Origin of the sequence: Pseudomonas sp. SBB6 (assembly GCF_024213215.1) — a bacterium.
GTDB classification, from domain to species: domain Bacteria; phylum Pseudomonadota; class Gammaproteobacteria; order Pseudomonadales; family Pseudomonadaceae; genus Aquipseudomonas; species Aquipseudomonas donghuensis.
In genome coordinates this window covers 240,583-253,034 of sequence record NZ_JANAVH010000003.1, presented here as the reverse complement: position 1 = coordinate 253,034, position 12,452 = coordinate 240,583, and the positions used below count along the sequence as shown (strand labels likewise).

General features: G+C 59.7%; 13 protein-coding genes and 2 tRNA genes. 9 read left to right on the top strand and 6 right to left on the bottom strand.

All coding sequences use genetic code 11. The annotated features are described in order from the left end of the window. Nucleotides 1-153: 153 nt before the first annotated feature. Both NLX68_RS07260 and NLX68_RS07255 read right to left on the bottom strand, forming a co-directional pair. Nucleotides 154-230: transfer RNA gene (locus NLX68_RS07260), tRNA-Met, on the bottom strand. 131 nt (nucleotides 231-361) lie between these two features. Then, nucleotides 362-438: transfer RNA gene (locus NLX68_RS07255), tRNA-Met, on the bottom strand. Nucleotides 439-656: 218 nt separating this feature from the next. On the opposite strand from NLX68_RS07255, the gene dinB reads away from it, so the two are divergent. Then, complete coding sequence (dinB, locus tag NLX68_RS07250) at nucleotides 657-1,721, top strand: DNA polymerase IV (RefSeq protein ID WP_254283466.1); 1,065 nt, start codon at nucleotides 657-659, stop codon at nucleotides 1,719-1,721. Between the two features lie 45 nt (nucleotides 1,722-1,766). Here dinB and NLX68_RS07245 read toward each other — a convergent pair whose 3' ends face one another. The 3 genes from NLX68_RS07245 to NLX68_RS07235 form a co-directional block, all read right to left on the bottom strand. After that, nucleotides 1,767-2,720, bottom strand: coding sequence for a hypothetical protein (locus tag NLX68_RS07245; RefSeq protein WP_010224736.1), 954 nt, complete (start codon nucleotides 2,718-2,720; stop codon nucleotides 1,767-1,769). An 18-nt stretch (nucleotides 2,721-2,738) separates the two neighbouring features. Then, nucleotides 2,739-4,454, bottom strand: a complete 1,716-nt coding sequence (locus tag NLX68_RS07240; protein WP_010224734.1) for a proline--tRNA ligase — start codon at nucleotides 4,452-4,454, stop codon at nucleotides 2,739-2,741. Between the two features lie 170 nt (nucleotides 4,455-4,624). Then, nucleotides 4,625-5,896, bottom strand: coding sequence for an OprD family porin (locus NLX68_RS07235; RefSeq protein WP_254283465.1), 1,272 nt, complete (start codon nucleotides 5,894-5,896; stop codon nucleotides 4,625-4,627). Between the two features lie 294 nt (nucleotides 5,897-6,190). On the opposite strand from NLX68_RS07235, the gene NLX68_RS07230 reads away from it, so the two are divergent. From NLX68_RS07230 to NLX68_RS07220, 3 genes are all read left to right on the top strand, one after another. Continuing rightward, nucleotides 6,191-6,448, top strand: coding sequence for a hypothetical protein (locus tag NLX68_RS07230; protein ID WP_254283464.1), 258 nt, complete (start codon nucleotides 6,191-6,193; stop codon nucleotides 6,446-6,448). 254 nt (nucleotides 6,449-6,702) lie between these two features. Then, nucleotides 6,703-7,128, top strand: a complete 426-nt coding sequence (locus NLX68_RS07225; RefSeq protein WP_010224730.1) for an HIT domain-containing protein — start codon at nucleotides 6,703-6,705, stop codon at nucleotides 7,126-7,128. A 3-nt stretch (nucleotides 7,129-7,131) separates the two neighbouring features. Continuing rightward, nucleotides 7,132-7,338, top strand: a complete 207-nt coding sequence (locus tag NLX68_RS07220; RefSeq protein WP_010224728.1) for a SlyX family protein — start codon at nucleotides 7,132-7,134, stop codon at nucleotides 7,336-7,338. A gap of 63 nt (nucleotides 7,339-7,401) precedes the next feature. Here NLX68_RS07220 and NLX68_RS26450 read toward each other — a convergent pair whose 3' ends face one another. After that, nucleotides 7,402-7,989: a cold-shock protein gene (locus tag NLX68_RS26450; protein WP_302056108.1), complete on the bottom strand. Its 588-nt coding sequence runs from the start codon at nucleotides 7,987-7,989 to the stop codon at nucleotides 7,402-7,404. A gap of 298 nt (nucleotides 7,990-8,287) precedes the next feature. On the opposite strand from NLX68_RS26450, the gene NLX68_RS07210 reads away from it, so the two are divergent. From NLX68_RS07210 to NLX68_RS07190, 5 genes are all read left to right on the top strand, one after another. After that, nucleotides 8,288-8,761, top strand: a complete 474-nt coding sequence (locus NLX68_RS07210; RefSeq protein ID WP_010223201.1) for a Dps family protein — start codon at nucleotides 8,288-8,290, stop codon at nucleotides 8,759-8,761. A gap of 241 nt (nucleotides 8,762-9,002) precedes the next feature. Next, nucleotides 9,003-9,329, top strand: a complete 327-nt coding sequence (locus NLX68_RS07205) for a ribbon-helix-helix domain-containing protein (RefSeq protein WP_026001328.1) — start codon at nucleotides 9,003-9,005, stop codon at nucleotides 9,327-9,329. A gap of 93 nt (nucleotides 9,330-9,422) precedes the next feature. Continuing rightward, nucleotides 9,423-9,644 carry an FmdB family zinc ribbon protein gene (locus NLX68_RS07200; protein ID WP_010223199.1) on the top strand — a complete coding sequence of 74 codons (222 nt, stop codon included), beginning with the start codon at nucleotides 9,423-9,425 and terminating at the stop codon, nucleotides 9,642-9,644. A gap of 93 nt (nucleotides 9,645-9,737) precedes the next feature. Continuing rightward, complete coding sequence (gene aspS, locus NLX68_RS07195; RefSeq protein ID WP_010223198.1) at nucleotides 9,738-11,513, top strand: aspartate--tRNA ligase; 1,776 nt, start codon at nucleotides 9,738-9,740, stop codon at nucleotides 11,511-11,513. Nucleotides 11,514-11,633: 120 nt separating this feature from the next. Beyond that, nucleotides 11,634-12,380 carry a YebC/PmpR family DNA-binding transcriptional regulator gene (locus NLX68_RS07190; RefSeq protein WP_115088309.1) on the top strand — a complete coding sequence of 249 codons (747 nt, stop codon included), beginning with the start codon at nucleotides 11,634-11,636 and terminating at the stop codon, nucleotides 12,378-12,380. The last annotated feature ends 72 nt before the right edge of the window (nucleotides 12,381-12,452 follow it).

The following is a 12,452-nucleotide window of genomic DNA, read 5'->3' as shown; positions in this document are numbered from 1 at the left end:
AATGGCCGGTATGATCGGGCCGCTGAGCACCTTGAGGATAGTTAAAGAAGTTTCATATTGCCTGAACGGCAGGGGGAGGGCGCGGTAAGGGGAATTGCTTGAGGTACAGACGCAAAAAAGGCCACTTTTTTCAAAGTGGCCTTTTCTGTTGTTTGGTTGCGGGAGCCGGATTTGAACCGACGACCTTCGGGTTATGAGCCCGACGAGCTACCAGACTGCTCCATCCCGCGTCTGTGGGGCGGATTCTACAGCGTTGGGCTTGGCTGTCAACGCTTAATTGTTGATTTACAATAAAAAATTGCCTGGAGCTTTATTTCGGGCAAAGAAAAAGGCCACTCGTGAGAGTGGCCTTTCCTGAATCTGGTTGCGGGAGCCGGATTTGAACCGACGACCTTCGGGTTATGAGCCCGACGAGCTACCAGGCTGCTCCATCCCGCGCCTGTGGAATGAGATTCTACAGTTTTGCCCGTGGCTGTCAATAGCTCATTTACAGAAATCCTTTTCCCTTCAATCGCTTAGGGCGCCCGAAAAGGGCTGCAGGCTAGCTGGGGCGGGCCTTGCAGGGTATCTGCCGGAGAATAAATTAGTTGTGATGCATGGGCCGCTATCGGGTGAGATACTGCTTACATCACTTTAAACCTGTTCTTACGCTACCTATGTCTCAACGCAAGATCATCCATATCGACTGCGATTGTTTCTACGCCGCCATCGAAATGCGCGACGACCCGCGTCTGGTCGGGCGGCCGTTGGCGGTGGGCGGTTCGGCGGAGCGGCGTGGGGTGATCGCCACCTGCAACTATGAGGCGCGGGCGTTCGGGGTGCGTTCGGCGATGTCCTCGCGGCATGCCCTCAAGCTGTGCCCGGACCTGCTGATCGTCAAGCCGCGCATGGATGCCTATAAGGAAGCCTCGCGAGAAATTCACAGCATCTTTCGCGAATACACCGATCTGATCGAGCCCTTGTCACTGGATGAGGCTTACCTGGATGTGTCGGACAGTTCCTGGTTCGCCGGCAGCGCCACCCGCATTGCAGCGGATATTCGCCGTCGGGTTGCCCAGCAGTTGCACATCACCGTGTCAGCCGGCGTCGCGCCGAACAAGTTCCTGGCCAAGATCGCCAGCGACTGGCGCAAACCCAATGGGCTGTTTGTGGTCACCCCCAATGAGGTCGAGGACTTTGTTGCCGCCTTGCCGGTCAGCAAGCTGCACGGGGTAGGCAAGGTCACCGCCGATAAGATGGGCCGCCTGGGCATCAGCAATTGCCTGGAGCTGCGTGACTGGAGCCGTCTGGCCCTGGCCCGTGAATTCGGCAGTTTTGGTGAGCGGCTGTGGGGGTTGGCGCGAGGGATCGATGACCGACCGGTACAGAACGACAGCCGTCGTCAGTCGGTCAGCGTGGAAAACACCTACGATGCCGATCTGCCGGACCTGGCCAGCTGCCTGGAGAAACTCCCGGAGCTGATGGAAACCCTCGCCGGGCGTATGGCCCGTATCGACGACAGTTATCGCCCGGGCAAGCCGTTCGTTAAAGTGAAGTTCCATGATTTCAGCCAGACCACGCTTGAACAGTCAGGGGCGGGGCGTGACCTTGGCAGCTATCAGCAATTGCTCAGCCAGGCCTTTGCCCGTGGTGGCAAGCCGGTGAGGCTGTTGGGGATCGGCGTGCGCTTGCAGGATTTGCGCGGCGCCCATGAACAGCTGGAACTGTTCACTCAGGACTGAGGAGGGCAGCGCCAGCAGGCTGGCGCTATCCGGGTAACGCGCAGGTCAGTGTACGCCGGGGTCGGCAACCAGGCGGCCAGCGTCCTTGGTCAGCGACTTGAGGAATTCCTGTTGCAGCTCCGGATCGTTGCGGGTCAGCTCGATCAGGCTTTGCTCCAGTTCACTGGCTTCTTCTTCCAGGCCCAGCTCCGACAGACGCTTGACCCGATGCACCCACTGGCTGACTTCATCGTCTTCCAGGTCATCGAAAATCAGTTCGTGGGCTTCCACCAGTTTGCCGCGCAAGTTGCTGCTGATCAGCAGGCTGGCATCGCCACGCACATTGTTGTCTTCATCCGCCACCTGCAGGTGCAGGGTGCCGATATGGGTCAGGTTCTGCTCGCTGAACGGGCTGTCGAGCAGGTTCAGCTGCAGTACGCCATTACGGTCGGTGGTCAGCTCGTGATTCACCTTGCCAGCCTTGACCGTTACCGGCCGCTCGCTCCACGGCACGCTGGCGTACTCCTGACGCTTGTCCTTCTGCACCTCGGTGATGCCTGCCAGGTTCTGCTGCGCACGACCGTTGGACTGGGCGTTCATGAACGGGTTGAGGCCGTCGAAGCCATAGCTCAACCAGTCACGGGTAACGCTGTCGGGCAGGTTGCCCAGGGCAAAGACGTTGACCACGTTGGCGCCGACACCGGCAACCACCGCCACCGCGCCCAGCGGAATCTCGTAGACTTCGCGCCAGGGCTGGTAAGGCGTGTAGCGATCGTAGCGACGAGTCACTTCGAACTCGGTGACTTCGAAGTTCTTCTGCTCATGGATGCGCACACGCCGCTGCGGCAGTTCGAGTACCTTGGGGTCTCCGACATCGATCTGCAGGCTGTGTTCGAGCAGCTTGCGCTCGATGCGCTCCTCATGTTCGCTGCGCTGGGACATCTGGTTGGCGCAACCGCTGAGGAGCAGGGCGCCGCACAGTGCGGCACCCCCCAGGTTGATGGTACTTCGCTTGAACATGATTACTCTTGCGTTGGCTTAGCGACGAATGCGGGCTTGCAGGAACGACAGCACCTCGGCCACTGGCAGCGGCTGTGCGTCACGCTCGGTACGGTGCTTGTATTCCAGGTTGCCGTCAGCCAGGCCGCGGTCGCTGACCACGATGCGGTGTGGAATGCCGATCAGTTCCATGTCGGCGAACTTGATCCCCGGGCTGGTTTTCTTGTCGCGGTCATCCAGCAGCACTTCGAAACCGGCGGCGGTCAGTTCGGCATACAACTTGTCGGTGGCTTCGCGAACCTGTTCGGTTTCGTAGCGCAGCGGCACCAGGGCGATCTGGAACGGTGCCAGGGTATCGCTCCAGATGATGCCGTTCTCGTCGTAGTTCTGCTCGATGGCTGCGGCAACCACGCGCGATACGCCGATACCGTAGCAACCCATGCTCAGGGTCACCGGCTTGCCGTTCTCGCCCAGCACCTGGCACTTGAGTGCTTCGCTGTACTTGGTGCCGAGCTGGAAGATGTGCCCGACTTCGATGCCGCGCTTGATCACCAGGGTGCCCTGGCCATCCGGGCTTGGGTCGCCTTCGACGACGTTGCGCAGGTCGGCCACTTGCGGAACCGGCAGATCACGCTCCCAGTTGACGCCGAAGTAGTGCTTGTCGTCGATGTTGGCGCCAATGCCGAAGTCGCTCATCAGGGCGACCGAACGGTCGATGATGCATGGCAGCGGCAGGTTCAGCGGGCCGAGGGAACCGGCGCCGGCGCCAATGGCGTTGCGCAGTTCTTCATCGCTGGCCATGACCAACGGGCTGGCAACCTCTGGCAGGTTGGCGGCCTTGATTTCGTTGAGTTCGTGGTCGCCACGGACGATCAGGGCAATCAGCTTGCCTTCTTCGGCGGCGTGGACGATCAGGGTCTTGACGGTCTTTTCGATCGCCAGCGCATAGTTTTCGACCAGTTGGGTGATGGTCTTGGCGTCCGGAGTGTCGACCAGGCGCAGCGCTTCGGTCGGCGCAGGGCGCTCGGTTTCCCGTGGGATGGCCTCGGCCTTCTCGATGTTGGCGGCGTAGTCGGAGCTGTCGCTGAAGATCACATCGTCTTCACCGGACTCGGCCAGCACGTGGAACTCGTGGGAGTAGCTGCCACCGATCGAGCCGGTGTCAGCCTGCACTGGGCGGAAGTCCAGGCCCAGGCGGGTAAAGATGTTGCTGTACGCCTGGTGCATGCGATCGTAGGTTTCCTGCAGGGAAGCCGGATCGGCATGGAAGGAGTAGGCGTCCTTCATGATGAACTCGCGACCCCGCATCAGGCCGAAGCGCGGACGGATCTCGTCACGGAACTTGGTCTGGATCTGGTACATGTTCAGCGGCAGCTGTTTGTAGCTGTTGAGTTCGTTACGGGCAAGGTCGGTGATGACCTCTTCATGGGTCGGGCCCACGCAGAACTCGCGACCGTGGCGGTCCTTGAGGCGCAGCAGCTCGGGGCCGTACTGTTCCCAGCGGCCGGACTCTTGCCACAGCTCGGCAGGCTGGATGGCCGGCATCAGCACTTCAAGGGCGCCAGCGGCGTTCATTTCCTCGCGGACCACGGCTTCGACCTTGCGCATTACCCGCAGGCCCATCGGCAGCCAGGTATAAAGGCCGGATGCGAGCTTGCGGATCATGCCGGCACGCAGCATCAGCTGATGGCTGATGACGACCGCGTCGGAAGGAGTTTCTTTCTGGGTAGCGAGCAAATATTGACTGGTGCGCATGGTAGGCCGTTGTCGGTTGCTTAAGACTTTAAATGACCCCGCATTGTACGGGGGCGATTCGGTGACGTACAGGATGCCGGAGCGCGAAGGCGTTGTCAGCCCGAATCGAGACAAGAAAAAGCCCGGCAGTGCCGGGCTTCTTCGTACTGGGGATACTGAAAGCCTAAGGCTTACAGGATGCTCAGCGGGTACTCGACGATCAGGCGCAGTTCGTCGATCGATGGCGAACCGTAGTAAACGCCGTCGCCGGAACGGTAGGTGGCTTGACGAATGCGGAAGCTCAGGTCTTTGGCCGGACCTTCCTGCAGGACGTACTTGGCCTCGATGTCGCGTTCCCATTCCTTGCCGTTGTCGGTGCCTTCGACGTTGGCGCCGGTACCTTTGACATAACGGGTCATGAAGCTCAGGCCTGGCACACCGTAGCTGGCCATGTTCAGGTCGTAGCGAGCCTGGAAGGATTTCTCGTCTTCGGCGTTGAAGTCGGAACGGGCGATGGAGTTAGCCAGGAAAATGGTACCGCCGCCATCTACACCGTAGGCATAGTCGCCGTCACCGGTAACTTTCTGGTAGGCCAGGGTGAAGGTGTGCGCGCCAATGTTGTAGGCGCCCGACAGGCTGAACGCCCGGTTGTCCAGCTTGGTTTCGCCGTCGAAGGTACGAACCTTGCCTTCGCCGTCGCTCTTGGTGTCATAGATGTTGAAGTCGAACACCAGGCCTTGCTCGTCATTGATCGGCAGCGCCCAGTTGACGTTGGCGTAGTATTTGCGCCAGTAGTCTTCGACCTTGGAGTAGTAGAGACTGGTGCTCAGGGTGTCGGTGAAGGCATAGGTGCCGCCGAATACGTCGGCCTTGGTCAGGTGCAGGCTGTCGCGGTTGGTTTGTTCTTGCGCGGTGAGGCTGGTGAAGCGGCCAGCGTGCAGGGTCAGGCCCTTGATGTCGTTGCTGGTGATCAGTGCGCCCTGAGCGATTTCCGGCAGCAGGCGGCTGTCGTCGGTCGCGAATACTGGCAGTGCGGTGAATTGGTCACCCACTTTCAGTACGGTGTCGGAGATACGGAACTTGGCGGCTGCACCACCTTTGGAGTAGTCGTCCTGCGAACGACCATCCTCGCCCTGCGGGAACAGGCCGGTGCCGGCGCGGCCCTTGCCGCTGTCCAGTTTCAGGCCGAGCATGCCGATGGCGTCAACACCGAAGCCCACGGTGCCTTGGGTGAAGCCCGACTCGTAGGTGCCGAGGAAGCCCAGGCCGGTTTCTTCACGGCGGCTTTGTTCGTCGCTGGCGTTGTTGCGGAAGTCGCGGCTGAAATACAGCATGCGGGTCTTGACGCTAAGTTTGCTATCTTCAACGAAGCCCTTGGACTCATCCTGAGAAGAGGCCACTGCCATCTGCGAGGTGCCGGCTGCAACAGCCAGGGCGATTATGCTCCACTTCATCACGCGCATCGTGATTTGCTCCTTTGGTTTTTAGGAAGAGTACTGCCGTCGCTGTTTGATTTTTTTATACAGCGCGGCTCTTTCTTTTTGTGTCGGCGGAAATGTATATCACGCTGACCATCGTTGGCGATATGGGGGCAAAGAACCTTTCGGTAACTTTACGGTCATGTCGCTAACCGTTATGTCCTTGTCGCAAATCACGCCCCGTTTTTCGCGGGCCGTACAACTCCAGCGCTGTTTCAGGCGGTTTAAGGATAGGTAAAAAACGCTAGCCCGCACCTTCTGAAACTCCCTGGTTACCCCATGCAGCTGTTGTTATTTGTCGCCGCTCACCGCTTCAATGCAGATGGCGTGCCGACTGTGGTGGATGACAATGCAACAAGCGTGCACAAAATCGAACAGGGTTCACGAAATTTTCACTTTTCTGCAGTGCAGGGCGGCCAGGTGCCGAGAAACCGGGGGTCAAAGAACCTTTGGTTAGCCGTCGGCGCTTGCCATGGAATAACTGAAAAAGTTGCCCGTAAAGTCAAAGCGTTACCGCTGAAGGCTAAAGCTGAGTAGTTTGTGGATGTTCGGTGGGCGAGGAGGGGATGGGTGGCTTCATTTTGGTGCGAAAAGTAGCGTTTTATCGATCGGGCACCGTAACACCCGTTCGTCTGCAGGCCTTTTTTCAGCCGGTATGGGGCCAAAACAGTGCGTCTCTTCATTTATACGGCAGCAGGCAATGCCCCGGCAGCCGATCAGGAGTATCCTGCTGGCTGTGGCTCGCGGTGCTTGCGTGGGCGAGGTATTGTGCTGTTGTAGGAGATTTCGCTGTGTTTGTTCTGGATCAACGTCTTCAACAAGACACCTTGTGCCTGGGGGACTTTCCACTATGTCGCCTGCTGCTGAGCAAGGATGCCAACTATCCCTGGTTTATCCTGGTGCCGCGCCGTGCGGATATCAGCGAATTATTTCAACTTGATGACAAAGATCAGCAGCAACTCTGGAAAGAAACTACAGCCTTGGCGCAGGTGCTCAAGGATACCTTTGCCGCCGACAAGATGAATGTGGCGACCCTCGGCAATGTAGTTAGCCAGCTACATATGCACGTCATTGTTCGTCGTCGCACTGATCCGGCCTGGCCGGCGCCTGTTTGGGGCAATAAGCCTGCGATTGAATATTCGCCACAACAGTTGGCCGATGTTCGTTTGCGCCTTGCCGAGGTATTGGTTGACGATTTTCAGTTCATGGAGGCTTGAATCATGACCCTTGAAGCGCGGGTGACCGAGTTGGAAAGTCGGCTGGCCTTTCAGGACGATACCTTGCTGGCCTTGAACGATGTGCTGGTCGAGCAGCAGCGCGTGGTTGAACGCCTGCAGTTGCAAATGGCGGCGCTGCTCAAGCGCTACGAAGAAATGGTCGGCCAGTACCAGGCCAGTGAAGAAGAAGCACCGCCCCCCCATTACTGATTCTGGGGTGTAAAAAAACCGCGATGGGCAGTGATGCCGTCGCGGTTTTTTTGTTGCTGGCGATCAGCGTCGTGGCGCGGCAATCACATCTTCGGCCTGCAGGCCCTTGTCACGGTTCATGACCGAGAACTCGACGCGTTGACCTTCTACCAGGACGCGATGGCCCTCGCCGCGAATGGCGCGAAAGTGAACGAAGATGTCATCGCCCGAGTCGCGGGAGATAAAGCCGAAACCCTTGGACGTGTTGAACCACTTCACGGTACCGGTATCGCGATTGGACATGTCGTACTGGGTGTTCTGGCTGCGTGAGGCCGTGTTTTTGGCAAAGCCGGCAATCAGGTGCAGGGCGCTGGCCAGCAGGGCGCAGGCCAGCGCTGGCAGGTTGCCGAGCTCTGGACGGGCCAGCAGGGTCACGGTCTGCAGGATCACGGCAAGCACCAGCAAGGCGCTGGCAGCACGCTGCAGATGTTGCCGTGCGCCCCGGTAATGCTGGGGAAGCACGGGAGCAATGACCAGGTTGAGCAGGCCGAAGAGTGCCAGATAAACGGCCTCCGGTTGCTGCAGGAAGGGAATGGCTTCGGTTCTGAGGCTGGGTATGAAGGACAGCAGCAAAGCTGCAACGCCCGTCAACAGGTGGACGATCTTGAACATGTTGGTTGGCTCACATTGATAAGGCGGATCACAGGAAGAGCTGACTTCACGGCGCGCACGGGTCAAAAAGCGCAAAAACGTGAAAAAGGTCAGCCTATGCGCCCGCGCAATGACAATCGGCGCGGGCGGCACGCTGCCTATTTAACAGCAAAGCCCCGGGCTTCTCAAATCAGTGGCCCACCGTGTGTCGCGCGGCCTGCAGCCCTGTGTCGCAGGCACGAGGCTGCAGGGGCTGAAAACTCTTGGTACAGTGGTTTGTACCCGCTTGATCAGCAAGCACTAAGCAAAGGGGAACTGCATGGCAATCGATATCGGTATCAGCGAAGAAGATCGCAAGTCCATCGTCGAGGGTTTGTCGCGCCTGTTGTCGGATACTTATGTACTTTATCTGAAGACCCACAACTTCCACTGGAATGTCACCGGCCCGGCGTTCCGTACCTTGCACCTGATGTTTGAAGAGCAGTACAACGAACTGGCCCTGGCCGTCGATTCAATTGCCGAGCGTATTCGTGCCCTCGGCTTCCCGGCGCCCGGCGCTTATTCGATCTATGCGCGGCTTTCCTCAATCAAGGAGGAGGAGGGCGTGCCGGCCGCCGACGAAATGATCAAGCAGCTGGTAGAAGGCCAGGAGGCAGTCACCCGCACGGCGCGCAGCATCTTCCCGGTGCTCGACAAGGTCAGCGACGAGCCGACCGCCGACCTGCTCACCCAGCGCATGCAGGTGCATGAAAAGACCGCCTGGATGCTGCGCTCTCTGCTCGAAGGAAAGTGATCTTCGCGTTTCTCGAGCCCACTGCAAACGCCCGAACTTGTTGTTGAGTTCGGGCGTTTTAGTTCGTGTGGAAGTAGTTTCCGGTGTTTCAAGTACCGGGTTTATTACCGAGTCTTCCTACAGGCAGAGTGAGTGAGTCTGCTGGCACCGACCGACGGCACGGCGCTTTATTAAGGGCATGTTCCGGCGTGCACAGCGCACGCGGGTTTGTTTCCCGGTTAAACAGTGGCGTGGTACGACTATGTCGGCATGGATGAACCATACAGGGCGCACAGGTGGTGCGCACAAGGAAGGCGTCGATCCGTTCGAGGCAGATTTCAATATGGGCCTGGCCCAGCCGTTATCGCGTTCGGTGCGCCTGAACGGCTTTGCCACCTGCCTGCGCCTGGAGGAGATCTACTGGACCATTCTCGAGCGCATCGCCGAGGCCAACCAGTGCACGGTCAACGCGGTGCTGTCGTATGTAGACCGTGAGGTTCACCTGCGTCATGGCGGGGTTAAAAATTTCAGTGGGCTGATCCGCGTGGTCTGCGTGGTCTATCTGTTGGGGGCGAAGGTGACACGCTAGTCGGTTGCCGGGCTGCACAGCACTCCTTAACCATATATAATCCCGCGCTTTACTGCCTGAACCAGCCTGCGCTGTGGTTAACGAGACACGCCTATGCCCATGTACGACTATCAATGTGCTTCCTGCAACCACCAGATGGAAGCCCTCCAGAAGCTCAGTGCCGCACCGCTGACCGATTGTCCGGCGTGTGAGCAGCCTGCGTTGAAGAAGCTGATCTCGGCCCCGGGGTTCCGCCTGGGCGGTACGGGCTGGTACGAAACCGACTTCAAGACCGGTGCGAAAAAGAACCTGGCAGGCGGCGACAAGGCCGACTGAGTTGATTGCCCCGGCAGGGTCTTGCACTATTAGCCCTTTGGGGCTGCAGGGCCTCCACTGAACATACGAATGACGAGAAGCGAAACCACCATCATGATGCGCAGCCATTATTGCGGCCAACTGAACGAGAGCCTGGAAGGTCAGGAAATTACCCTTTGCGGATGGGTCCATCGTCGCCGCGACCACGGCGGGGTGATTTTCCTCGATATCCGTGATCGCGAAGGCATGGCCCAGGTCGTCTTCGACCCGGATCGCGCAGCAAGCTTCGCCGCCGCCGACCGCGTGCGCAGCGAATACGTGGTGCAGATCACCGGCAAGGTGCGTCCGCGTCCGGCGGGTGCGGTCAACGCCAACATGGCGTCTGGCGCCATCGAAGTGCTGGGTTACGAGCTGACCGTACTGAACGAAGCAGAAACGCCGCCGTTCCCGCTCAACGAATACTCCGACGTTGGCGAAGAAACCCGCCTGCGCTATCGCTTCATCGACCTGCGTCGCCCGGAAATGGCCGAGAAGCTGCGCCTGCGCTCGCGGATCACTACCAGCATCCGCCGCTTCCTCGATGAAAACGGCTTCCTCGACGTCGAAACGCCGATCCTCACCCGTGCCACCCCCGAGGGCGCGCGTGACTACCTGGTGCCAAGCCGTACCCACGCCGGCAGCTTCTTCGCCTTGCCGCAATCGCCTCAGCTGTTCAAGCAACTGCTGATGGTGGCCGGCTTCGACCGCTACTACCAGATCGCCAAGTGCTTCCGTGACGAAGACCTGCGCGCCGACCGTCAGCCGGAATTCACCCAGATCGACATCGAGACCAGCTTCCTCGATGAGTCCGAGATCATGGGCCTGACCGAAAGCATGATCCGCAAGCTGTTCAAGGAAGTCCTGGACCTGGAATTCGGCGAATTCCCGCACATGACCTTTGAAGAAGCCATGCGCCGCTACGGTTCCGACAAGCCGGACCTGCGTATCCCGCTGGAACTGGTCGACGTTGCCGACCAGCTCAAGGAAGTCGAATTCAAGGTCTTCAGCGGCCCGGCCAACGATCCGAAGAGCCGCGTTGCGGCCCTGCGCGTGCCGGGTGGCGCGAGCATGCCGCGCAGCCGCATCGACGAGTACACCAAGTTCGTGGGCATCTACGGTGCCAAGGGCCTGGCGTACATCAAGGTCAACGAGCGCGCCAAGGGTGTCGACGGCCTGCAGTCGCCGATCGTCAAGAACATCCCTGAGGCCAACCTCAACGTGATCCTTGATCGCGTGGGTGCGGTCGATGGCGACATCGTGTTCTTCGGCGCCGACAAGGCCAAGATCGTCAGCGAGGCGCTGGGCGCCCTGCGCATCAAGGTCGGTAACGATTTCAACCTGCACACCTGCGAGTGGGCCCCGATGTGGGTGGTTGACTTCCCGATGTTCGAAGAGAACGACGACGGCAGCTTCACCGCCCTGCATCACCCGTTCACCGCGCCAAAATGCAGCCCCGAAGAGCTGGAGGCCAACCCGGCCACCGCGCTGTCGCGTGCCTACGACATGGTCCTCAACGGTACCGAGCTGGGTGGCGGTTCGATCCGTATTCACCGCAAAGAGATGCAACAGGCGGTCTTCCGTCTGCTGGGTATCGAAGCGGCTGAACAGGAAGAGAAGTTCGGCTTCCTGCTCGACGCCCTGAAGTTCGGCGCACCGCCGCACGGCGGCCTGGCCTTCGGCCTGGACCGTCTGGTGATGCTGATGACCGGCGCCCAGTCGATTCGCGAAGTGATTGCCTTCCCGAAAACCCAGAGCGCTGCGTGCGTCATGACCCAGGCCCCGGGCCTGGTCGATGCCAAGGCCCTGCGTGAGCTGCATATCCGCCTGCGCGAACAGCCCAAGGCTGAGTAAGCGGACCCCGGGCGCATCCACATGGATGCGCCTTTGCGTTAAGGCGCATGTATTCAAGGTCTCGGCCGGGTGTGAGCGCGGCCGCGGCGTGACATTGTTTCAAAGGATTCGGAGTGCGTTATGGCTGGTCATTCCAAGTGGGCAAACATCAAGCACCGCAAAGAGCGCCAGGATGCCAAGCGAGGCAAGATCTTCACCAAGTGGATTCGTGAGCTGACCGTTGCCGCCAAGCAGGGCGGTGGCGACCCGGCCTCCAACCCGCGCTTGCGCCTGGCCCTGGACAAGGCGCTGGGGGCGAACATGAGCCGCGACATCATCGACCGGGCGGTTGCCCGCGGTGCTGGCACGGCCGAAGCCGACAACGTCGAAGAGCTCAGCTACGAAGGTTACGGCCCGGGTGGCGTGGCGGTGATGGTCGAAGCCATGACCGACAACCGCAACCGGACCGCAGCGGCTGTGCGCCATGCGTTCAGCAAGTGCGGCGGCAACCTGGGGACTGACGGCTCGGTGGCCTATCTGTTCGAGCGCAAGGGCCAGATCAGCTTTGCCGCCGGCGTCGACGAAGACGCGCTGATGGAAGCGGCGATGGAGGCCGATGCCGACGACGTGGTCAGCAACGAAGATGGCTCGTTCGAGGTCTTCACCTCGTTCAACAGCTTCTATGCCGTGCGCAACGCCCTGGAAGAGGCCGGTTTCAAGGCTGCCGACGCGGAAATCGTCATGCAGCCGACCACCAGTGCCGAACTCGACCTGGACGGCGCGCAGAAGGTACTCAAGCTGATCGACATGCTTGAAGACCTGGACGACGTGCAGAACGTCTACTCCAATGCCGAAATTCCTGACGAAGTCATGGAGCAGCTCGGCTAGTCTCAAGTCGTTCATTTAGGTGGGAGCGAGCTTGCCTCGCGATGCGATTGGGTGGTAGTGCGCAATCGCGGG

Coding starts and splice junctions, on each gene's coding strand:
- dinB (WP_254283466.1), top strand. CDS start 657: ATGTCTCAACGCAAGATCATCCATATCGACTGCGATTGTTTCTACGCC.
- NLX68_RS07245 (WP_010224736.1), bottom strand. CDS start 2,720: ATGTTCAAGCGAAGTACCATCAACCTGGGGGGTGCCGCACTGTGCGGC.
- NLX68_RS07240 (WP_010224734.1), bottom strand. CDS start 4,454: ATGCGCACCAGTCAATATTTGCTCGCTACCCAGAAAGAAACTCCTTCC.
- NLX68_RS07235 (WP_254283465.1), bottom strand. CDS start 5,896: ATGCGCGTGATGAAGTGGAGCATAATCGCCCTGGCTGTTGCAGCCGGC.
- NLX68_RS07230 (WP_254283464.1), top strand. CDS start 6,191: ATGCAGCTGTTGTTATTTGTCGCCGCTCACCGCTTCAATGCAGATGGC.
- NLX68_RS07220 (WP_010224728.1), top strand. CDS start 7,132: ATGACCCTTGAAGCGCGGGTGACCGAGTTGGAAAGTCGGCTGGCCTTT.
- NLX68_RS26450 (WP_302056108.1), bottom strand. CDS start 7,989: ATGTTCAAGATCGTCCACCTGTTGACGGGCGTTGCAGCTTTGCTGCTG.
- NLX68_RS07210 (WP_010223201.1), top strand. CDS start 8,288: ATGGCAATCGATATCGGTATCAGCGAAGAAGATCGCAAGTCCATCGTC.
- NLX68_RS07205 (WP_026001328.1), top strand. CDS start 9,003: ATGTCGGCATGGATGAACCATACAGGGCGCACAGGTGGTGCGCACAAG.
- NLX68_RS07200 (WP_010223199.1), top strand. CDS start 9,423: ATGCCCATGTACGACTATCAATGTGCTTCCTGCAACCACCAGATGGAA.
- aspS (WP_010223198.1), top strand. CDS start 9,738: ATGATGCGCAGCCATTATTGCGGCCAACTGAACGAGAGCCTGGAAGGT.
- NLX68_RS07190 (WP_115088309.1), top strand. CDS start 11,634: ATGGCTGGTCATTCCAAGTGGGCAAACATCAAGCACCGCAAAGAGCGC.